Origin of the sequence: Pseudomonas sp. GM55 (assembly GCF_000282395.1) — a bacterium.
Taxonomy (GTDB): domain Bacteria; phylum Pseudomonadota; class Gammaproteobacteria; order Pseudomonadales; family Pseudomonadaceae; genus Aquipseudomonas; species Aquipseudomonas fluorescens_CC.
The window spans coordinates 18,063-37,288 of sequence record NZ_AKJJ01000010.1; the positions used below are offsets into that span (position 1 = coordinate 18,063).

A 19,226-nucleotide genomic window follows, 5' to 3' on the forward strand; every position below is an offset into this window, starting at 1 on the left:
CATCAATGGCAGTCAGGCACCTGATGGAACCTGTGGGAACAGGTTGCGAAGCCCCTATTCCGTACACTGTTCGAGAGCCCTTCATGCCCCTATCCGCCAACACTTGCGACGCCCCGATTGCCCACAAGGCTGATGGCTCCGACCCGTATGCCTGGCTGCAAGAGCGCGACACCGATGCAGTGCTCGACTACCTGAAAGCCGAAAACCGCTATCAGGAAGCGCAGACCGCCGACCAGGCCGGGCTGCGCGAAACCCTTTTCGAGGAGATCAAGGGGCGGATTCTCGAAACCGATTTGTCCCTGCCCTCGCCGTGGGGACCGTATCTGTACTACACCCGCACCATGGCGGGCGATGAGTACGCCCGGCACTACCGCTGCCCGCGTCCGGCCGATGACAGCCTGACCCTCGACGAAAGCCGCGAACAATTGCTGCTGGACCCGAACGAACTGGCCAACGGCGGCTTCTTTTCCCTGGGGGCGTTCAGCATCAGCCCGGATCATCAGCGCCTGGCCTACAGCGTCGACGCCAGTGGCGATGAAATTTACACGTTGTTCGTGAAGGAACTGTCCGACGGCCGCGTCAGCGAGCTGGAATTCCAGGACTGTGACGGCAGCATGACCTGGGCCAACGACAGCCTGACGCTATTCTTTGGCGAACTGGACGACACCCATCGCCCGCACAAGCTGTACCGCTATCGACTGGACGGCACGGCGGCCGAAGAAGTGTTCCATGAGCCGGACGGTCGCTTCTTCATGCATTGCTACCGTTCAAGCTCCGAGCAGCAATTACTGCTGTCCGTGGGCAGCAAGACCACCAGCGAAGTCTGGGTCCTCGACGCCTCCCAGCCCCAACAGGCGTTCACCTGCCTGGCACCACGGGTCGAGGATCACGAATACGACGTCGATCACGGTACACGCGACGGTCAATGGACCTGGTTCATTCGCAGCAACCGTGACGGTATCAATTTCGCCTTGTACACGGCCGTCGATACCGGCGCCGCGCCGACCGAAGCCGAGTGGCAGAACCTGATCCCCCACAGCGACACGGTGATGATCGACGGCATCAGCCTGAACACCGGGGCCATGACCCTGAGTCTGCGGGTCGGCGGCTTGCCGATCATCGAAGTTCACCCGCAAGGCCTGGCGCCTTATCGCGTGCAACTGCCGGATGCGGCCTACAGCCTGCATGTGCAAAACAGCCTGGAATTCGAAAGCGAGCGGATTCGCCTGCGCTACGAAGCGTTGAACCGTCCGGCGCAAATCCGCCAACTGGACCTGGCCTCTGGCGAGCAGAAAGTCCTCAAGCAAACCCCGGTGCTTGGCCCGTTCGATGCCGACGACTATGTCAGCCAGCGCCTGTGGGCCACTGCGCCGGACGGTACGCAAGTGCCCATCAGCCTGGTGATCAAGCGCACAGACCTGGGCAAACCCGTGCCGCTGTACCTCTACGGCTATGGCGCCTATGGCGAAAGCCTCGACCCATGGTTTTCCCATGCGCGCCTGAGCCTGCTGGATCGTGGCATGGCGTTTGCCATTGCCCACGTGCGTGGCGGCGGCGAACTGGGGGAAGCCTGGTATCGCGCCGGCAAGCAGGAGCACAAGCACAACACCTTCAGTGACTTTATCGCCTGCGCCGAGCACCTGATCGCCCAAGGCTTTACCACTGCAGCGCAGTTGGCGATCAGCGGCGGCAGCGCCGGTGGCCTGCTGATCGGCGCGGTGCTCAATCAACGGCCGGAGCTGTTTGGCGCGGCCATCGCCGAGGTGCCGTTCGTCGACGTACTCAACACCATGCTCGACCCTGACCTGCCATTGACCGTGACGGAATACGACGAGTGGGGCAACCCTGAGGAGCCGGACGTCCATGATCGGATCAAGGCCTACGCCCCCTATGAAAATGTCACCGCGCAAGCTTATCCGGCGACCCTGGTGATCGCCGGTTACAACGACAGCCGTGTGCAGTATTGGGAAGCGGCCAAGTGGGTGGCGAAACTGCGCGCGACCAAAACCGACAACCAGCCACTACTGCTCAAGACAGAACTGGGTGCCGGGCATGGCGGGATGAGCGGTCGATATCAGGGATTGCGTGACGTAGCACTCGAATATGCATTTTTGTTCAAGGTTTTGGGCATTGCCTGAGGAACCTGGCGCGGTGTGCCGGTCTTAATTGCGTACACCGGCGGCCGATACAACACGTATCCCCTGTGGGAGCGAGCAAGCTCGCTCCCACAGGGGATTTGCAGTGAGTTCAAACTCGAGTCAGCAACAATCACAAAAAAGACCGTGACGACATGTCTGAATCAACTTTTCTGAACAACGAAATTCGCGACTGGCTGATGGATTGCGGCCTGTTCAATCAACTGCTGCCGGCGGACTTCGCCGCGGCTTCGGGCTACTTCAGCATCAGCACCATTGCCCAGGGCGAGGAGATCTTCCAGGAGGGCGATGCCGGCAGTTTCATGTGCATCATCCATACCGGTCAGGTGGCGGTGCAGAAAACCACCGCTGACGGGCAACGAGTCACCATCGCCACGTTGCGCAGCGGCCGCTCGTTCGGCGAAATGGCCGTGCTCGACGGCGAACGGCGCTCGGCCAGTTGCGTGGCCGCAAGCAACTGCCAGTTGCTCAACCTGGGCAAGGACTCGCTGGAAAAGATGCTCAACGACGCACCGAAAATCGCCGCCAAGATCATCCGCGCCCTCGCCGTGTCCCTCTCCAAACGCCTGCGCATGGCCGACGGCCAACTGCTTTCGCAGCAGGTCTAGCCGCCCGGCGACTTGGGTTTCGGCGGATTGGGTTCCAGGCCCGGTATCGGCTGGTCCTTGGTCGGTGGGCTCGGCATTTCAATCGGCACCAACGGCGGACCGCTACTGCCGGGGCCGACTTTAGGCAAAGGCACCGGGCTGATTTGCGGGTATGGCGTGGGCGTCGCGGTGCCGGGCGAACCTGGCATCGGCGCGGGGCTTACGGGAATCGATTGCAACTGTTGAGCCGGCACTGCAGTTATCGAGAGCGCGGCCAGGGCAATGACCGTTAGAATGGTGCGCTTCATCAATGGCTCCGTTGGCCTTGTCGTCATAAGCAGGCTACTCCCAACTGCGTCTGTTTGCCCTCCCCTGTGCAGCCAATTTTCTTCAAGTGAGCCCCATGAAACGTTTCGTTCTGCTGGACACCACCCCCATTCCTGAAAACGGCGGTGCCCTGTGCCTGTTCGAATACGGCGAGGATTTCGTCATCAAGATCCAGGGTGGCGATGGCGGGCAATTGATGAACACGCGCATGCATGGCTCCGAAGATGCCCTGGCCGAGATCCCGTGTCGCAAAGTCGCCGGTCGACCGAACTCACGGGTGCTCATCGGCGGCCTGGGCATGGGTTTCACCCTCGCCTCGGCACTCAGGCACCTGGGCAAGACCGCCGAAGTGGTGGTCGCCGAACTGGTGCCCGGTGTCGTTGAGTGGAACCGTGGACCGCTGGGCGAGAAGGCTGGCAATCCGCTGCTCGACCCGCGGACAGTGATTCGCATGGAAGACGTGGCAAAAGTCCTGCAAGCCGAACCCCAGGGCTTCGATGCCATCATGCTCGACGTCGACAACGGCCCCGAAGGCCTGACCCAGAGAGCCAACAGCTGGCTGTACTCGGCCGGCGGGCTGAGCGCCTGCGCCAAGGCCCTGAGACCAAAAGGTGTGCTGGCCGTCTGGTCGGCCAGCGCCGACCGGCAGTTTTCCGACAAACTGAAGAAGGCCGGCTTCAAGGCTGATGAAGTGCAGGTCTTCGCCCATGGCAACAAAGGCACCCGCCACACCATCTGGATTGCCGAGAAGCTCAAGGGCTGAGCTAAACTTCGCTTAATACCGTCATTAGTCTTTCTGCAAAGGTGAACCCATGAGTTCGTCCACCCCGACCAACACGTCCAAGCTGGATCGCATCCTCGCCGACAACCAGCGCGACAAGGAAATGGGCTACCGCGACAAGGCCCTGAAGATGTACCCGCACGTCTGTGGCCGCTGCGCCCGTGAGTTTTCCGGCAAGCGCCTGAGCGAACTGACGGTGCACCACCGCGACCACAACCACGACAACAACCCGCAGGACGGCTCGAACTGGGAGTTGTTGTGCCTGTACTGCCACGATAACGAACACTCGCGGTATACCGACCAGCAGTATTTCGACGAAGGCTCGCTGAGCACGCCGAAGATCGCCAAGGCCACGCATAACCCGTTTGCTGCGTTGGCGGGATTGATGAAAAAAGAAGATTGAACATCTTCAGTGCCTGAACTGGCCTCTTCGCGGGCAAGCCCGCTCCCACAGGTTCTGTGAACGCCACATATCACTGTGGGAGCGGCGGTGCGACGATTCGACTTGCCCGCGATAGCAATGGTTCAGACACCACAAGTCTTGAATCTGCCCGCCCTCCCCCAATCCCCGTATAATCGCGCTTTTTTCCCGAAAGGCACCCCGCTCGTGGCAGACAAACGGTACAGCTGCATTGGTTTGTATAACCCCAAATCACCGGAAAACGTCGGTTCCGTGATGCGAGCCGCTGGCTGTTATGGCGTGGCGTCGGTGTTCTACACCGGCAAGCGCTATGAGCGCGCCGCCGACTTCGTTACCGATACCAAGCGCGTGCACTACGACATCCCGCTGATCGGCATCGACGACCTGAAGAAAATCCTGCCCCTCAATTGTGTGCCCGTCGCCGTGGAACTGGTCGAAGGCGCTCGCCCGTTGCCGGAGTACACCCACCCGGATCGCGCGATCTACATCTTCGGCCCGGAAGACGGATCGCTGGATAAAGAGATTCGCGACTGGTGTGAAGACGTGGTCTACATTCCGACCACTGGTTGCATGAACCTGGCCGCCACGGTCAACGTCGTGCTCTACGACCGCATGGCCAAGGGGCTCAATACCCGCTCGGGGCCAAAATTCCGCTGAATCGCCGCACATCCGATTGAACAAGCTGCCTGCCCGGGCAGTCAGCTTATCTATCGATCACCGAAGCCTGGAGACAGACCATGAGCGAACTCAAACCCGTCGAGCGTATCGAATCCACCCCGTTCCAGAGCCCTTCCGGGCAGAACGTGCAGGGCTGGGAACGCATCGGCTCCCTGGCCGGCGGCGTGGTGATGGTGGGCAAGGGCCTGCGTCGAGGCGGGATCTTTGGCCTGATCCAGGTGGCCATCGGCGGCGTGGCCCTGGCACGCGGCATTACCGGCCACAGCTCGGCGAAAAGCCTGCTGGAGAAAAGCCGTCAGGACATGAACAACGTGCGGGCGAAAATCCAGCGGGCGGGTGAAGAACTGAGCCAGTTGAAAGCCAATTCCGAGGCGGCGACCAAAACCGCCAGCGTTACCGGCAAGCCGAAAGCCGGGGTTTGAATCCGGATTTGCGCTGAGGCAACCGGCCCCTTCGCTGGCAAGCCCGCTCCTACAGGTGATCTACCCGTGTAGGAGCTGGCTTGCCAGCGAAGACGGAGTTACTGGATTAACTCGGTATTCAATACCTTGGAAGAACCACCAATCACGCTCTCGCTGAGCTGAACAAACGCCTGGGTATCGATATTCCCCTGCCGCATCGCCCCGCGCAACACGTCGTCCAGCGAACGCTTGTTATGGGTTTTCAGGCGAATTTCGCGATCCAGTTCCTGCAGCAACACCACTGCCCTGGCCAACTGCGTGGGGTTGATCCGCTCACTGCGCAGCGTGGTGACTTTCTGGCTGATCCTGACCAGTTTGCCGTGCAGGTTCTCGTAGCGTTCATCGCTCATGCCGCCGGCCCGGCGCACCAGTTCGATCGCGTAATACTCGGCAAAGCCTTCACTGATCCAGTCACTGCGTTGCGTGCCGTTGATCCGCCCGAACATCTGGGCCAACTCACGGACCAGGGCACTTGTGCCACTTTCGCTGACCAACGGCAGGTGACTGTTGAGATAGATCGACTCGTGCGCCGACTGACTGCCGCGCCACATTGGATCACTGGCGCCGACGATCAGCAGCTTGCCTGGGTGACGCGGATACAGCGCCTGCACTTGCGGCCAGACGAAGGTCAGCAGCGTCAGCACATCCATGCGGCGCATCCCCTGCCCCATTGGCGAGGCGACGGTGACTTCAGTCTCGCCCAGACGCGTACGGCGGCTGCCAAGCTGGCCGGCGAGCATCCAGCCTGTGGGCCGGTCGAACAGTCGGGAGGGGTTATCGATGCGGAATTTGTTCTGACCGATGCGTGGCCACGCGGTTTCAACGCTTTTCCAGCCACTGGGCAGCTCGAATTCAAGGCGTGAAACCAGTTCGATGCCGTCCTGTTGATCGAGTCTGGCCGCCGGCACCAGATCTTCGCCGCGCATCAACGCCCAGTTTGGCGTCATGCGCGTGTCGAAGCTTCCGCTCTTGCGCCCGTGGCTGATACTCACGCGGTAGGTCAGGCTGGCCTTGTCAGCCGTCGGGCGCCAGACACCTCGCGCCGCTTTGCCGGGGGTCAGTTGCCATTGGCCGTCGGCCTTGAAATCGCTGTAGCGACTGCCGTCGCCGAGGTCGAAATCCAGGCTGCGCACCGCCGAACCCTGGGCGAGCGTCAGGCGCACTTCGGCCTGATCGCTCTGCGGCAACAGGTGCACGTGATAATCCAGATTGACCTTGTTCACTGCCCATACGGGCGAATACACGCCCAGTAAACCGATGACCCACGCCTGCCGCCATCCCACAGCCATACACACTCCTTCGTGAAACGTTAACCGTTTGGCCGTCAGCCTGCGCGGAAAATCAGGTGATCTTCCCAATCGTCTTCCGGCACGCTGCCTTCGGCGAGCATGCGCCCGGACTGGGAAATCCGCTCGTGATGTACCGCATCGCGATCACCGCACACCAGGTGATGCCACAACGGCAGGTCCTTGCCTTCGCTGACCAGACGATAGCCGCAGGTCGGTGGCAGCCATTTGAATTCATCGGCCTTGCCCGGCGTGAGCTGGATACAGTCCGGCACGGAGTCACGACGGTTGGGATAGTCGGTGCACTGGCAGGTTTTCAGGTCCAGCAATTTGCAGGCGATGCGCGTGTAATAAACGCTGTTGTCGTCTTCGTCTTCAAGCTTTTGCAGGCAGCACAATCCACAGCCGTCGCACAGCGACTCCCATTCCTCCTGATCGAGTTGATCGAGGGTTTTGCGTATCCAGAACGGTTCTACTTTGGCGGCCATGGTTCGAGCATCGACATCAGGTGGTGAAAAGGCCGCCAGTCTAGTGCCCGAAGCCCCTTGGGCCAAGCATTGGCGACTGCCGGTAGAACGGGCTTGTCAGTTTATGCGCTGCCAAGTAGGGTTTTGCGTCGCTCCCACTTTCAAACGTAGCAAGGAATCTCTTGATGAGTGCTAACCCACGCGTTGCCGATTACGCCATTCACCCTCAGTTCACCGATCGCTGGTCGCCCCGCGCCTTTACTGGCGAAACGATTCCAGAGGAAACCCTGCTGAGCTTCTTCGAAGCCGCCCGCTGGGCACCTTCGGCCTACAACTCGCAGCCGTGGCGCTTCCTCTACGCACGTCGCGACACGCCGAACTGGGAGCGTTACCTGGGCCTGCTGAACGAATTCAACCGCAGCTGGGCACAACATGCTTCGGCCCTGGTGATCGTGATTTCGAAAACCACCTTCGCCGCGCCTGGTGCCACCGAAGAAACCCCGGCCCTGTGGCACACCTTCGACACCGGTTCCGCCTGGGGCCACCTGGCCTTGCAAGCGAGCCTGAGCGGCTGGCACACCCACGGCATGGCCGGCTTCGATCAGGAACTGACCCGCAAGGAGCTGAATATTCCTGAAGGCTACGCCCTGCACGCCGCCGTCGCGGTGGGCAAGCTGGGGGACAAGGCAAGCCTGGCGGATTACCTGCAAGCCCGTGAAGAACCCAGCCCGCGTCGTCCATTGAGCGAGTTGGCGGCTGAAGGTGACTTCAGCCTCTAAGCCCTGTAGGAGCGAGCTTGCTCGCGAAGGAGTGTCAGCTACCTTGGTGTCGACTGACACACCATCGCGAGCAAGCTCGCTCCTACACAGCCAGGCAAGCGATGAGCTCAATACCCGCGATCGAAATCCACTTCCCCGCGCAACGCTTCTCCGGCCTGATACGCCTGCAGGTTTTCGACAAACAGCTTCACCATCATCGACGGCGAAGTCGGTGCCGAACTGTGGCCGGTCAGCAGCAGGCCCCAGGCCGTCCAGAATGGATGTCGCTGGGGCAATGGTTCCTGACGGCACACGTCGATCACCGCGCCAGCCAGATGCCCTTCCTTCAAGGCCTCCACCAGATCCGCATCAACCACCGCCACACCGCGCCCGGCGTTGATGAACAACCCGGTCGGCTTGAATTGCTTGAACAGCGCCGCGTCGTAGATATCGTGGGTGTCCGGCGTGTTCGGCAGCAGATTGACCACGTAATCGACCTCACCGACCAGCCGCGGCAGATCCGCCAGTGAACCGACTTCGATAAACGGTGCCTGCTCCCGCGCGCGGCTGGCAACGCCATACAACTCGACGCCAAACGGCACAAGGAACTGCGCGACACTTTGACCGATGTCACCCGTGCCGACGATCAGCACCTTACGCCCCGCCAGGCTCTGGCCGTGGCGGCTGTCCCATTTGCGCTCGACCTGGCTGACCAGCCGCGCCAGCACTTCACGTTCGTGACCGAGCATATAGGTGAGCACATACTCGGCCATGACTTGTCCGAAGATGCCGACTGCACGGGTCAGCCGATAGTGTCGCGGCAAGCCATCGGCCAGCAGCGGCGTAATGCCGGCCCAGGTCGATTGCAGCCATTGCGGTTGATGGCCCTGGCGTAACAGGGTCGCCAGTAAATCAGGCTGGCCGAGCCATACCGGGCAATCGGCAGCCTGACTGGCCAGTTCGGCGGAGTCACCGCTGGTCAGCACCTCCAGATCCGGTGCCGCCTCGCGCAACAGTTGGGCGTACACGGGGTGGTCGTGTTCAGCAATCAGGACGCGCATGCTTCAAACCTTTCAAAAACGGTGCAGACGGCCGCCGACAGAGCGGTGCTCCGTCAATGCTGCCATCGCTAAAATCAATCAGTGTTTCATAACCACTCTGAACAGAGCCTGTCTGCCGCTCACACCGGATCGTTGCGACGCAACAACTCTTCCGGCAAGTGCTCGATGTACTCGTCTTCGGCAGGCGGCATTTGCAGGTGATAACCCTGTTTTTCGAGGTTTTCCAGTACGACCGCGATGTCCTCGCGCGACAGCTTGCGCTCGGGGGTCAGCACCATGTCGAACGCATGGATGGCCTTGCCGAAGGCTGCCATCAGGGCATCCGGCACACGCTCCAGAGCATCGCTCTTGAGCACATACAGATACATTTCGTTTTTCTTCGAGCTGCGGTAGATGGAGCAAATACGTTTCAAGGCTGTTCTCCGGCGGTGGCCAGGCTGTCGAGCAGCGTCTGACCCATCAATTCGCGGCGCCAGCCACGCAGCGAATCAGGCAATTGGTAGGGACCATTGGGAAAGCCGCTCTTGAGCAGCGCTTCCAGGGTTTTCTTGCGCAGCATCAGTTCCGGCGCAATGTTCAGGCGCTCGGCTTCGGCCTGGCCGATGGCTTTCAACTGCTTGAGTAGCACGGCAGCGTCAACCGGTAATGGCTCCGCCACGGCCGGCGGCCATTGATCAGGCGACACACTGCCAGAGCGCTTGATCAGATCAAGCAGAAACTCGCCGTCCTGACGCACGGTACGCGGGTGCATGTCTTCGATTTTCGCCAGGGCACCGAGGTTGTCCGGCTGCGTGCGAGCCAATGGCCACAGCGAATGCTCGCGGATAATCCGGTTGCGTGGCAGATCACGGGCGCGAGCTTCCTTTTCGCGCCAGGCGCAGAGCTCACGCAAAACGGCGAGCTGGGCGCGGGACAGCTTCCAGGCCAGCTTGGCATCGCGATAGACCTCGTTAGGGTCGATCTCGCGGCGCAGGTTGGCCACCAGTTCGGCGCCGTCTTCCAGGACCCAGACGTATTTGTCGTCAGACAGCTTTGGACGCAGCTTTACGAAGACTTCAGCCAAATGCACGGCGTCTTCGGCCGCATAGCTGATCTGGGTTTCGGAAAGCGGGCGTTGCAGCCAGTCGGAACGGGTTTCCCCCTTGGGCAGGTCGATGCCGAGCACTTCCTGCACCAGACGCGAATAGCCCATGGAAAAACCGAGGTTCAGGTAAGCGGCAGCCAACTGCGTATCGAACAGTGGCGCCGGCAGGCTGCCGGTCAGGCGCAGCAGGACTTCGAGGTCTTCACTGCACGCGTGGACAACTTTGACCACGGCCGGGTTTTCCAGCAACGCGGCCAATGGCTGCCAGTTGTCGATGGTCAGTGGATCAATCAGGTAGGCGCGTTCGCCATCGCCGACCTGTAGCAGACCGGCGATCGGGTAGAAGGTGTCGACCCGCATGAATTCGGTGTCGAGGGCAACGAATGGCAACTGTTGCCACTCGGCACACAACCGTCCGAGGCTATCGTTGTCGCGAATCCAGTGAATATCGATGGCCACACGGCTCTCCCTTGAAGAATGGCGCGCAGTATATATCGCCCCCGGCGATTTCCGCGCATCCACTGAACAAGAGCGTTAGCGAAAATTACTGCGTGACATACAGAATAGTCCGACAAAGTCGGGCTAGCTGGTCTTACCCAGCACGTAGATCCGCATCCGCGCACAACCGGGCAAAAAGTCCTGATGGCTGAGCAAACGGAAACCCGCCTGCCTGAACTCGCTTTCCACCTCGGCCTTGCTCGGCAACGGCCCTTCCACGCCTGAACGCGCGCCCTTGAAGCGACCGCCGAGGCGCACCGCGACAATCACCGTATCGCGACTGACCCGGCAAAACTCGCCAAGCATCGCCAGACGATGTTCCGGGTTGGCAAGGTACTGAAACAATTGCATGCAAAAGATGCAGTCAACCGCGTTCTCCGACAAGCCAATCGTGAACGCGGAGCTTTGAAAGGTCTTGATCCGCTTCAACAGACTCTGCGGGTGATGCGTACGGGCATGATCGAGGATGTCCTGGGACGGATCCGTCGCGAGAATCACCCGATTGGCATGTTCGGCCAGCACCGGCCAGAAACGCCCCACACCGCAGGCCACGTCAAGGATCAACCCCGGCTCGCCGGCGACCTTGAGTGCATTGCGCACCAAACGCTCCTCACGCCAGAGCGCCAGACGCCCGGCCAGACCCGGCGCTTGCGGCTGAAGGCAGACGCGCGCATGTTCCTGGTCGTAGCGCCGGGCAATCTCAAGCTCGATGGCGGATGGGGGCTGAGCGGACATGTGCAATGGCTCTTGATAAAAGTTCTACAAGCCGCAGGTCGGCGGCCGCCGCGTGAAACGAAACCGGAGCACTCAATCTTTGGCCAACGCACCGTCGACCACTGGACCACGACATCCGGCAAACATGTCCAGATCCTGGTTATAGACCTTGCTGTTGACCTCCAGCAGCCCAAGCATCGAATGAAACAGGTTGTCCTGACTCAAGGGTTTTTCGCGACTCTGCTGCAGGCAATGGGTATCTACCGCAAACGACTTTTTATAGCTGTCGGAGAACCAGGCAAACATGGCTACATGCTTTTGCTGTTCCGGGGCCAGCATGTAAGGCGTGCCGTGGAGGAACAAGTTGTATTCACCCAGGGACTCGCCGTGGTCCGACAGATACAACATCGCGGTATCCACTTTGCCCTGGTTACTGCGCAACAGATCGATCAAGGTCGACAGCACATGGTCGGTATAGACCAGGGTGTTGTCGTAGCCGTTGACGATACTTTCGCGACTGCAATTGTTCAGGGCGTTACTCTCGCAAACCGGGGTAAAACGTTCGAATTCTTTCGGGTAACGCTTGAAGTACTCCGGACCGTGGCTGCCCATCTGGTGCAATACCAATACGGTGTCTTTGTCCAGGGTATCGATGAAATGTTGCAATCCTTGCAACAGGATTTCGTCGCGGCATTCACTGTTGGCGCACAGCGCCGGATCTTTCAGATTGCTGACGTCTTCAATGGTGACGCGATCGCACGTACCTTTGCAGCCTGACTGGTTGTCACGCCAGATCACATCGATACCTGCATGCTTGAGCACATCCAGCAGGCCTTCTTCGTTCTTTGCCTTGCTGGCGTTGTAGTCCTTGCGCCCCATATTGGAGAACATGCAAGGCACCGATACGGCGGTTTCAGTACCGCAGGAGTGCACATCGGTGAAGGCGATCAGGCCGTCTTCCTTACTCAGTTTCGGCGTGGTGTCGCGGCTGTAGCCAAGGATGCCGAAGTTCTCTGCCCGGGCACTTTCACCCACGACAAGAACAGTCAGGGATTTGCGCCCGTGAGTTTGCCAGGCCGGATTGCGTTGGGCATCTTCCCCGATTTTGACAAAGGGCTGTCGTGCAGTGGCTACTTTTTCACGCAAGAAACCAGCCGAGGCACCAATATAGTTGCTTGGCACCACCATCAGGCGCAATTCGTGGTGATTGCGAAACAACGAAGACAGGCCTTGGTAGTTAATCAGTGCAACACCACCAATGACTGCTGCCGAGGCAAAAGCCACCAAGACTTTACTCAGTAGCTCACGGTGCCAACGACGGTAATCAATCGGTGTCTTCCACAACAGCCAAGTCGGTAAAACACCCAATAGCAGGATATAAACAAACAACTTGAGCGACAGTAAGTCGCGCACTTCCGTAGCATTGGTTTCCGCAAAGTTACGCAACATGCCGGTGTCGATCAGAACACCATACTGACTCATGAAATACGCTACGCCCGCACTGATCATGAACAGCAGGGTCAGGACCGGCTTCAGCACCGGCCGGAAGGCCAGCAGGGTCAGTACAATGTTGAAGGCCGCGAAGATCATCACCCCGAAGGCCACGCGCATGACGATGCCTTTGCCATCGGATGCGGTGATTTCGAACAGGTGTTGCCAGAGTACAAAATTGAAGCCAACTAACAAAAATGCGCTGGCAATCAGTGTCACCCATTCGGGGCGCACGGCTTTAATCTTGAGCATGAGGTTCGGCGGGTCCTGAAAAGAAGTACCTTCGGCAAATGTGAAAATTTCATTTACCGAGGCAGCTCTAATTTTAGGTAGCCAACCATCAATTTTTTGTGAAAAAGAAGCCAACAATTAGTTGGCTTATAAAACCCGCCTGAAACTTCAGACTATTTGAGAATGGTTCAGCTCCGGTTCAGCTTCGACTCAAGCCTGGTGCAAGTACCAGCGCCAGTCCTGTTCACCGACCTCCCCCATGAATTGGCGATATTCGGCGCGTTTCACCGCCAGGTAGACACCGAGGAACTCCCCGCCGAACGCTTCCCGGGCCCAACTGGAGCCTTCCAGCGATCGCAATGTGGTCAGCCAGTCTGTCGGCAACAGTTTCGCAGCCTGGGCGTAGCCATTGCCCTCCACCGGCGCACCAGGGTCGAGTTGTTCACGGATACCGCGATGAATACCGGCCAGTATCGCCGCAGCCGCCAGATAGGGGTTGGCATCTGCGCCACAAATCCGATGCTCGATGTGCCGGGAATACGCCGGCCCGCCGGGTACGCGCAGGCTCACGGTGCGATTGTCCACGCCCCAGGTGGCCGCCAGAGGCGCATAGCTGTTGGCCTGGAATCGACGGTAGGAGTTGGCATTGGGGCAGAACAGCAACAGCGAATCGAGCAAGGTACTGAGCATGCCTGCGACAGCCTGCTTGAGCAGTGGCGTTCCATCCGGGGCTTCGCTGGCAAAGAGGTTGTTGCCGTCCTTGTCCGCCAGGCTCACGTGCATGTGCATCCCGGTACCGGCCAGGTCATCGAAAGGCTTGGCCATGAAGCAGGCTGTCATGCCGTGCTTGTGCGCCACACCCTTGACCAGACGCTTGTAGCGCACCGCTTCGTCCATCGCCTGCAACGCATCGGTGCGGTGCTCGAGGGTGATTTCCACTTGCCCCGGCGCGTATTCGGAAATGGCCGTACGCGCCGGAATCCCCTGGAGCTTGCAGGCGCTATAGAGATCGGCCAGAAACGGTTCGATCTGTTCAAGCTCGCGCAAACCATAGACCTGAGTGCCGCGCGGACGCCCGCCATCGACATCCCGCGCTGGTTGAGGCCGGCCGTTACTGTCGTGCTGCTGATCCAGCAGGTAGAACTCCAGTTCCGCCGCCATGACCGGGTAATAGCCGTCAGCCTGTAAACCTTCGATGACTTTCGCCAACAAATGACGGGGGTCGGCAATGGTGGCGGGCATTCCTTGCGTTGGGTGCATGCTGACCTGCACGGCCGCCGTCGGAATCAGGCGCCACGGCATACGCGTGAGGCTGCCGCTGATCGGGTAGGCCCGGCAGTCGATGTCACCGACCTCCCAGACCAGCCCTGAATTTTCCACATCATCGCCGTTGATGGTCAGCCCGAGGATGGTGCTCGGCAATGGCCGCCCGCTTTCATACACCGCCAGCAACTCGTCACGGTGCAACAACTTGCCCCGCGGCACCCCGTTGTTGTCGAGGATGAACAGCTCGAACATTTCGATATCCGGGTTCTGCTCCAGAAAGGTCAGGGCTTCAAGCCTGGTGGCAAACGAGGTGGTGGCACTGCTCATGGGAATTCTCTTTTTCCGTGTCAGACGGGTACGCAAAAGCACCCGCACGTGAATCCCGGCATCAACCGGAACAGGTAGGGACAATCAGCGGAAAAAGCAGGAATCCGGCGGGCGCGCATGGCGGCAATGCCACAGCGCCCAGAAGGCCAGCTCAGAAGGAAGTGCGCAAAGGTTTGGTGCGGTGGCGGTCATGAATCGACGACCAAGGCTCGACGCTCGAGCGTCGGTGGATGCCTTGAAGTGAATTGCGACTGGCCAACCGTCCATAGGGAGAACCGCAGAAATCAGATGACCCGCAGCCTCACACGATGGATCAAGTCGTTAAATCGGGATTTGAAGAACTTTGGATGTCGTTAGGCTAAACATTTCCCTGTTCAGTGGTACCCCTGCTGGAGCTTGTATTTAATTTCCAGATACCACACCGGACTTTCTGATTTGCCGCCTCCAGGCTACGCGCGCCTAATCGGACCACTACTGTTCAAGGCCCGATCATGGAAAACACGCGCGCCACCGCCCACCCTGCCCTCTGGCTGATGCCCAGCGTTGTCCCGGTTGCCCTGAACCTGCGCCCCTCCATGCCGTTGCCCTTCAACCCAGGGCGCCACCCCCGCCACATCCATTGACCCGGAGCCTGCCATGAAAACCACCGGTATCGCCGCCGCTCACGCCAGTATGCTGCTTTGGGCCTTGTTGATTGCTGCGTCGTTTTCCGCAGCGGCGCAAGTCAGCCAGGCCATCAACCCGATCCTGCTGACCGGTTTGCGCCTGTTGTTTTGCGCCGTGGTGTTTCTCCCGCTATTGCTGCTCAAAGGCGATACCGCCATGACCGCCCGCGGATTGCTTGGTCACGCTGTGCTCGGCCTGCTGCTGGCACTGTACTTCGGCTCACTGTTCGAAGCATTGCGCTACACCTCGGCCGTCAACACAGGGACGATGTTCACCCTGGTGCCGCTGATGACCCTGGCTTTCGAAGCCGTGCTGACACCTGACGGCAGCCTGAAACAACGGATTGTACCGATGCTGCTCGCCGCTGCCGGGGCAGTGTTACTGATCATGAAAGGCAGCGGCCACGGCGAGTTGCCATCGCCCTATGCATTGACCGTGTACGGTATCGGCTGCCTGGCCATGGCACTCTACGCCCCCCTCAGCCAACGCCTGAAAGCCAGTAGCCTCAAGGGGCGCGGGCCGGTGCCCATGACATTCTGGAACATGCTGTTCGGTGCGCTGTTTCTGCTGGCGTTCTGTGGCTTCAGTGGCGGTTGGCGCTCGGCATCACTACTGTCGCTCAACGACTTCTATTGGCTGATGTACCTGGCGGTGTTCGCCACCCTGGCGACGTTTTGGCTGCTGCATCGGGCCATCGGTGTGATCGCGCCGTCCTCGGTGATTTCCTACATCTACCTGAGCACGCTGTTCATCACCGTGTTTCACTGGCTTTGGGGGCGCCTGATGCCGCTGCCGCTGGAGTTGGCCGGCGCGGTACTGGTGAGCGTCGGCATGTTCGCGCTGTTGATGTCCAGCCGCCGCGCCGTGTCGGCGATGGTCCAGGACTGAAGGGGGCTTGGGCGAAACTTCCGGCAAGGCATTCTCCCTGCTCCCTCATTCCGCTAGGATCATTCGCTCATCCTTGCACAAGGTCAGTGCAAGGAACGTAGCGAGACGCAATGGATGCTGAACAGTAATTCGCTTAGAAAACTCGACATGCAGGACCTCATGGTGTTCGTCGCCGTGTACGAGCAAAACAGCGTCACCGGCGTATCCGAGACGCTTTGCGTCAGCCAGTCCACGGTGAGTTACTGCCTGAAAAAACTGCGCGCCAGTTTCGAGGACGAGCTGTTCATCAATACCCGTACCGGCGGCATGCAGCCCACCCGCAAAGCCGGCGCGATGTACCCTCACGTGCTGAAAATCCTCGAAGGCATCAACCTGTGTCACGCCGGTTCACCCACGTTCGACCCTGGCCTGCAACCCGTGACCTTCAATATCTGCGCACCGGAATATTTCGAGCAACTGATCCTGCCGCGCCTGTTGAAAACCTTCGACCTCGCCGATCTTCCGGTAATGGTCAATGTGGTCAAACTCGAGACCGATATTCCTGCCCGCGCGTTGCGCGAAGGCAGCCTCGACCTGGTGATGTGCTTCGGTCCGAACTTTCATCGCAGTCACGTCGATTTCAAATCGCAGACGCTGCTCGAAGATGATCTGGTGTGTGTTTTCGACAAACGCGCCACGCCAGCGGAACCACGCTTGAGTCTGCAAACCTATATCGAACGTCGACACGTTTTCCCGACACCCTGGACGTCCGCCACCAACATGGTCGACGGCTGGCTCGCGCAGCAGGCTCATCAGCGCCAGATCGTCGCACGCGCCAACAGCTACAGCGCAGCGCTGAAGCTGATTACCGGCACCGACTATGCCCTGACCCTGCCCCGGCGCATCCAGCGACTGCTAGCCAGCACAGACACCTTCAATCACTGCGAAGCGCCCGATGGCTTGCCGGACTTCACCTTCGACATGCAGTGGAGCCAGGACGTTGATCAGGACAGCGCCAACACCTGGCTGCGAGAACAGGTGATCCAGGCCTGTGTCGACCAGGAAACAGCCTGATACTCAGTGGCTGATGGCGGTCTTGCTGTAGGAATCGCGATCGATGTCGAGAATCTCCACGCACAACTGGACCTCAATGCCGCTCGGCCATTCACACAGGTCCTGAACCACCGCCAGCAGGCTTTCAGACAGTTGTTTCTTGATCTGTGCGGACCGACCACTCAACAGCGCCAGCTTCACATGCACGAACGCCCGCTCAGCCAGTGCCGCGCCCACCTTGAACGTCTCGACCTTGACCGCGCGGCTCTTGATGTCGAATTCGGCAGCAAACTGACCGGAACCCACCAGCGTATTGTTCAACCGCATCAATGCCACATCGGCATTCAGATCAGTCAGGTTGGCGGTGTATTCCATGTGCAGGTGAGGCATGAGTTGCTTCCTTCAAGTGAGGTGGAAAGGTCGTACATATAACACAGCGCCACCCTGTTCATTCGGGCAGCGGCAATACGGCGCGCTCACTCATGAACGCCTCCAGGCGCGAACGCAGCCAGCGCTCGGCAGGGTCGCTGTCGACATGGCTGAGCCAGACCATGGATAAATCCAGGGTCGGAGTCTTGAAGGGAAAAGGTTCCTTGAACAGCACTCCCGATGCGGCCATCGCCTCGGCTGTGTAGTCCGGCAGGCTGGCAATCAGGTCGGTGCCGGCAAGCAGGGCCGGCAATGCACTGTACTGCGGCACCGAAAGCACCACCTGGCGCGTGCGACCGATATCCGCCAGCCACTCGTCGGCATAGCCACTGACATTGGCGGTATGGGACACCAGTACGTGCGGTCGCGCGCAATATTCATCGAGGGTCAACGGCGTATCCGAGGCATCGGCGCGCAAAATGCTGGGCTGGATGTGCCGCAGCAACTTGCGCTTGGCATTGGCCGGCAAACCGCGGGTCTGGCTGATACCCACCGTGATATCTCCGGATGCCAGCAAGTCGGGAATTCGCCAGTAATCGACATGCTGCACCACAAACACCACGTTGGGTGCCTCCTGGCGCAGAGCCCGCAGCAATGGCGGCAACAGCCCGAACTCGACATCGTCGGACAACCCGATGCGGAACGACATCGTGCTGCTGGCCGGGTCAAAATCATGGGTCAGGCTCAAGGCCACGGACAAGGAGTCCAGAGCCGGCGACAGGTGCTTGATGATCTCCTCTGCCCGCGCCGTCGGCTCCATGCGATGGCCAACACGTATAAACAGTGGATCATTGAACATTGCACGCAAGCGGTTGAGCGCAGAACTGATGGTCGGCTGACCGAGAAACAGCTTCTCCGCCACCCGAGTGACATTGCGCTCGAGCATCAGCGTTTCGAATACCACCATCAGGTTGATGTCGGCCTTGCGAAGTTCGTTGCGGTTCATCCACTGTCCCCGATCCCCAAATCTGCTGACAGTTTAGGTAGCTGGCGCGACTGCCGTCTATCCAACTCAAGTTCAACAGCCTGATCAATGCATCTGGACAAAAACTGAACACACAAAAAAGGTCCGTCCACGTTGGCCATGGACGGACCTTCCTTACCAGAGAGCGACGCCGGTCGCTCTTTTGTATTTGTGGCTTACGCCACGATATCCGTCATCGCAGCCTGGCCCACCGTGCCTAGGGCAAAGCCCGCCACACCCATGCCGTCAAGGTCGACATACAGGCTCGTCTGGTTGGTTTCAGCGAAGTAAGTCAGGACCGCATCACCCGCATGGCCGGTGAAGCTGCTGACGAAGTTCAGCATTGCACCACCTGAAGCGAACTGCGAGAGGCCCGACAGATCGATCTTGTCCTGGCCACTGGTGAAGTCCATGATCCAGTCCGGTGCGTTGTAGTGGGTATCGCTGGCAGCACCAAACACAAAGGTGTCCGCCCCCGCACCACCCCACAAGGTATCGCCACCACCACCGCCGTAGAGAATGTCGTTACCGGCGCCGCCTTCCAGCAGGTTGGCCATCGCGTTGCCGATCAGCAGATCATTTCCTGAACCGCCGATAGCGGCTTTCACCGTCACGCCCTGAGCGATCGAGACGTTGCCCACCAGGCCGCCGAC

The 19,226-nt window shown here is 59.7% G+C and carries 21 protein-coding genes; 9 read left to right on the forward strand and 12 right to left on the reverse strand.

Features of this window, described 5'->3' with window-relative positions:
• Positions 1-83: 83 nt before the first annotated feature.
• Together PMI31_RS02390 and PMI31_RS02395 are read left to right on the forward strand one after the other, a co-directional pair.
• Positions 84-2,138 carry a S9 family peptidase gene (locus tag PMI31_RS02390; RefSeq protein WP_008015976.1) on the forward strand — a complete coding sequence of 685 codons (2,055 nt, stop codon included), beginning with the start codon at positions 84-86 and terminating at the stop codon, positions 2,136-2,138.
• 152 nt (positions 2,139-2,290) lie between these two features.
• The gene (locus tag PMI31_RS02395; RefSeq protein ID WP_008015977.1) at positions 2,291-2,764 is read left to right on the forward strand and encodes a cyclic nucleotide-binding domain-containing protein; all 474 of its coding nucleotides are present in this window, start codon (positions 2,291-2,293) and stop codon (positions 2,762-2,764) included.
• Here the strand turns inward: PMI31_RS02395 and PMI31_RS02400 are convergent.
• Positions 2,761-3,051: a hypothetical protein gene (locus PMI31_RS02400; RefSeq protein ID WP_008015979.1), complete on the reverse strand. Its 291-nt coding sequence runs from the start codon at positions 3,049-3,051 to the stop codon at positions 2,761-2,763. The two genes, PMI31_RS02395 and PMI31_RS02400, sit on opposite strands and share 4 nt — an antisense overlap.
• A gap of 95 nt (positions 3,052-3,146) precedes the next feature.
• Here PMI31_RS02400 and PMI31_RS02405 point away from each other — a divergent pair, with 95 nt between their 5' ends.
• From PMI31_RS02405 to PMI31_RS02420, 4 genes are all read left to right on the forward strand, one after another.
• Positions 3,147-3,833, forward strand: a complete 687-nt coding sequence (locus tag PMI31_RS02405; RefSeq protein ID WP_008015981.1) for a spermidine synthase — start codon at positions 3,147-3,149, stop codon at positions 3,831-3,833.
• Between the two features lie 49 nt (positions 3,834-3,882).
• Positions 3,883-4,254 (forward strand): YajD family HNH nuclease, encoded by a 372-nt coding sequence (locus PMI31_RS02410; RefSeq protein WP_007898702.1) that lies wholly within the window; start codon positions 3,883-3,885, stop codon positions 4,252-4,254.
• 204 nt (positions 4,255-4,458) lie between these two features.
• Positions 4,459-4,929 carry an RNA methyltransferase gene (locus tag PMI31_RS02415; RefSeq protein ID WP_043302150.1) on the forward strand — a complete coding sequence of 157 codons (471 nt, stop codon included), beginning with the start codon at positions 4,459-4,461 and terminating at the stop codon, positions 4,927-4,929.
• 80 nt (positions 4,930-5,009) lie between these two features.
• Positions 5,010-5,372, forward strand: coding sequence for a YgaP family membrane protein (locus PMI31_RS02420; protein ID WP_008015984.1), 363 nt, complete (start codon positions 5,010-5,012; stop codon positions 5,370-5,372).
• 98 nt (positions 5,373-5,470) lie between these two features.
• On the opposite strand, the gene PMI31_RS02425 is transcribed toward PMI31_RS02420, so the two are convergent.
• Both PMI31_RS02425 and PMI31_RS02430 read right to left on the reverse strand, forming a co-directional pair.
• Positions 5,471-6,700, reverse strand: coding sequence for a hypothetical protein (locus tag PMI31_RS02425; protein ID WP_008015985.1), 1,230 nt, complete (start codon positions 6,698-6,700; stop codon positions 5,471-5,473).
• Positions 6,701-6,735: 35 nt separating this feature from the next.
• On the reverse strand, positions 6,736-7,185 hold the full coding sequence (locus PMI31_RS02430) for a YcgN family cysteine cluster protein (protein WP_008015986.1): 450 nt from the start codon (positions 7,183-7,185) through the stop codon (positions 6,736-6,738).
• Between the two features lie 164 nt (positions 7,186-7,349).
• Between PMI31_RS02430 and PMI31_RS02435 the strand changes: the two genes are divergently transcribed.
• Positions 7,350-7,943 carry a nitroreductase family protein gene (locus tag PMI31_RS02435; protein ID WP_008015989.1) on the forward strand — a complete coding sequence of 198 codons (594 nt, stop codon included), beginning with the start codon at positions 7,350-7,352 and terminating at the stop codon, positions 7,941-7,943.
• A gap of 107 nt (positions 7,944-8,050) precedes the next feature.
• On the opposite strand, the gene PMI31_RS02440 is transcribed toward PMI31_RS02435, so the two are convergent.
• The 6 genes from PMI31_RS02440 to PMI31_RS02465 all read right to left on the reverse strand — a co-directional run bounded on the left by PMI31_RS02440 (position 8,051) and on the right by PMI31_RS02465 (position 14,594).
• Entirely contained in the window at positions 8,051-8,983 is a 933-nt protein-coding gene (locus PMI31_RS02440; RefSeq protein WP_008015990.1) for a D-2-hydroxyacid dehydrogenase, read from the reverse strand.
• Between the two features lie 119 nt (positions 8,984-9,102).
• Entirely contained in the window at positions 9,103-9,396 is a 294-nt protein-coding gene (locus PMI31_RS02445) for a YcgL domain-containing protein (protein WP_008015991.1), read from the reverse strand.
• Positions 9,393-10,526 carry a ribonuclease D gene (gene rnd / locus PMI31_RS02450; protein ID WP_008015992.1) on the reverse strand — a complete coding sequence of 378 codons (1,134 nt, stop codon included), beginning with the start codon at positions 10,524-10,526 and terminating at the stop codon, positions 9,393-9,395. The genes PMI31_RS02445 and rnd overlap by 4 nt, the downstream gene beginning before the upstream one ends.
• 123 nt (positions 10,527-10,649) lie before the next feature.
• Positions 10,650-11,300 carry a class I SAM-dependent methyltransferase gene (locus tag PMI31_RS02455; protein ID WP_008015993.1) on the reverse strand — a complete coding sequence of 217 codons (651 nt, stop codon included), beginning with the start codon at positions 11,298-11,300 and terminating at the stop codon, positions 10,650-10,652.
• Positions 11,301-11,372: 72 nt separating this feature from the next.
• Positions 11,373-13,022 carry a phosphoethanolamine transferase gene (locus PMI31_RS02460; protein WP_008015994.1) on the reverse strand — a complete coding sequence of 550 codons (1,650 nt, stop codon included), beginning with the start codon at positions 13,020-13,022 and terminating at the stop codon, positions 11,373-11,375.
• Positions 13,023-13,211: 189 nt separating this feature from the next.
• Complete coding sequence (locus PMI31_RS02465; RefSeq protein WP_008015995.1) at positions 13,212-14,594, reverse strand: glutamine synthetase family protein; 1,383 nt, start codon at positions 14,592-14,594, stop codon at positions 13,212-13,214.
• 636 nt (positions 14,595-15,230) lie between these two features.
• On the opposite strand from PMI31_RS02465, the gene PMI31_RS02470 reads away from it, so the two are divergent.
• The gene (locus PMI31_RS02470) at positions 15,231-16,148 is read left to right on the forward strand and encodes a DMT family transporter (RefSeq protein WP_008015997.1); all 918 of its coding nucleotides are present in this window, start codon (positions 15,231-15,233) and stop codon (positions 16,146-16,148) included.
• Positions 16,149-16,262: 114 nt separating this feature from the next.
• The gene (locus PMI31_RS02475; RefSeq protein WP_008015998.1) at positions 16,263-17,201 is read left to right on the forward strand and encodes a LysR family transcriptional regulator; all 939 of its coding nucleotides are present in this window, start codon (positions 16,263-16,265) and stop codon (positions 17,199-17,201) included.
• A 3-nt stretch (positions 17,202-17,204) separates the two neighbouring features.
• Here the strand turns inward: PMI31_RS02475 and PMI31_RS02480 are convergent, their stop codons facing one another.
• From PMI31_RS02480 to PMI31_RS02490, 3 genes are all read right to left on the reverse strand, one after another.
• Positions 17,205-17,570, reverse strand: a complete 366-nt coding sequence (locus PMI31_RS02480) for a 5-carboxymethyl-2-hydroxymuconate Delta-isomerase (protein WP_008015999.1) — start codon at positions 17,568-17,570, stop codon at positions 17,205-17,207.
• Positions 17,571-17,628: 58 nt separating this feature from the next.
• Positions 17,629-18,555 (reverse strand): LysR substrate-binding domain-containing protein, encoded by a 927-nt coding sequence (locus tag PMI31_RS02485; RefSeq protein WP_008016001.1) that lies wholly within the window; start codon positions 18,553-18,555, stop codon positions 17,629-17,631.
• 194 nt (positions 18,556-18,749) lie between these two features.
• Positions 18,750-19,226: M10 family metallopeptidase C-terminal domain-containing protein (locus PMI31_RS02490; protein WP_008016002.1), on the reverse strand; the 477-nt coding region annotated here is incomplete at its 5' end.

What these genes read in the sequence shown, in the direction of transcription:
- PMI31_RS02480 (WP_008015999.1), bottom strand. Translation starts at nt 17,570, where the DNA reads ATGCCTCACCTGCACATGGAATACACCGCCAACCTGACTGATCTGAAT.
- PMI31_RS02460 (WP_008015994.1), bottom strand. Translation starts at nt 13,022, where the DNA reads ATGCTCAAGATTAAAGCCGTGCGCCCCGAATGGGTGACACTGATTGCC.
- PMI31_RS02400 (WP_008015979.1), bottom strand. Translation starts at nt 3,051, where the DNA reads ATGAAGCGCACCATTCTAACGGTCATTGCCCTGGCCGCGCTCTCGATA.
- PMI31_RS02405 (WP_008015981.1), top strand. Translation starts at nt 3,147, where the DNA reads ATGAAACGTTTCGTTCTGCTGGACACCACCCCCATTCCTGAAAACGGC.
- PMI31_RS02475 (WP_008015998.1), top strand. Translation starts at nt 16,263, where the DNA reads ATGCTGAACAGTAATTCGCTTAGAAAACTCGACATGCAGGACCTCATG.
- PMI31_RS02395 (WP_008015977.1), top strand. Translation starts at nt 2,291, where the DNA reads ATGTCTGAATCAACTTTTCTGAACAACGAAATTCGCGACTGGCTGATG.
- PMI31_RS02470 (WP_008015997.1), top strand. Translation starts at nt 15,231, where the DNA reads ATGAAAACCACCGGTATCGCCGCCGCTCACGCCAGTATGCTGCTTTGG.
- PMI31_RS02420 (WP_008015984.1), top strand. Translation starts at nt 5,010, where the DNA reads ATGAGCGAACTCAAACCCGTCGAGCGTATCGAATCCACCCCGTTCCAG.
- PMI31_RS02410 (WP_007898702.1), top strand. Translation starts at nt 3,883, where the DNA reads ATGAGTTCGTCCACCCCGACCAACACGTCCAAGCTGGATCGCATCCTC.
- PMI31_RS02425 (WP_008015985.1), bottom strand. Translation starts at nt 6,700, where the DNA reads ATGGCTGTGGGATGGCGGCAGGCGTGGGTCATCGGTTTACTGGGCGTG.
- PMI31_RS02440 (WP_008015990.1), bottom strand. Translation starts at nt 8,983, where the DNA reads ATGCGCGTCCTGATTGCTGAACACGACCACCCCGTGTACGCCCAACTG.
- PMI31_RS02455 (WP_008015993.1), bottom strand. Translation starts at nt 11,300, where the DNA reads ATGTCCGCTCAGCCCCCATCCGCCATCGAGCTTGAGATTGCCCGGCGC.
- PMI31_RS02465 (WP_008015995.1), bottom strand. Translation starts at nt 14,594, where the DNA reads ATGAGCAGTGCCACCACCTCGTTTGCCACCAGGCTTGAAGCCCTGACC.
- PMI31_RS02435 (WP_008015989.1), top strand. Translation starts at nt 7,350, where the DNA reads ATGAGTGCTAACCCACGCGTTGCCGATTACGCCATTCACCCTCAGTTC.
- PMI31_RS02430 (WP_008015986.1), bottom strand. Translation starts at nt 7,185, where the DNA reads ATGGCCGCCAAAGTAGAACCGTTCTGGATACGCAAAACCCTCGATCAA.
- PMI31_RS02390 (WP_008015976.1), top strand. Translation starts at nt 84, where the DNA reads ATGCCCCTATCCGCCAACACTTGCGACGCCCCGATTGCCCACAAGGCT.
- PMI31_RS02485 (WP_008016001.1), bottom strand. Translation starts at nt 18,555, where the DNA reads ATGAACCGCAACGAACTTCGCAAGGCCGACATCAACCTGATGGTGGTA.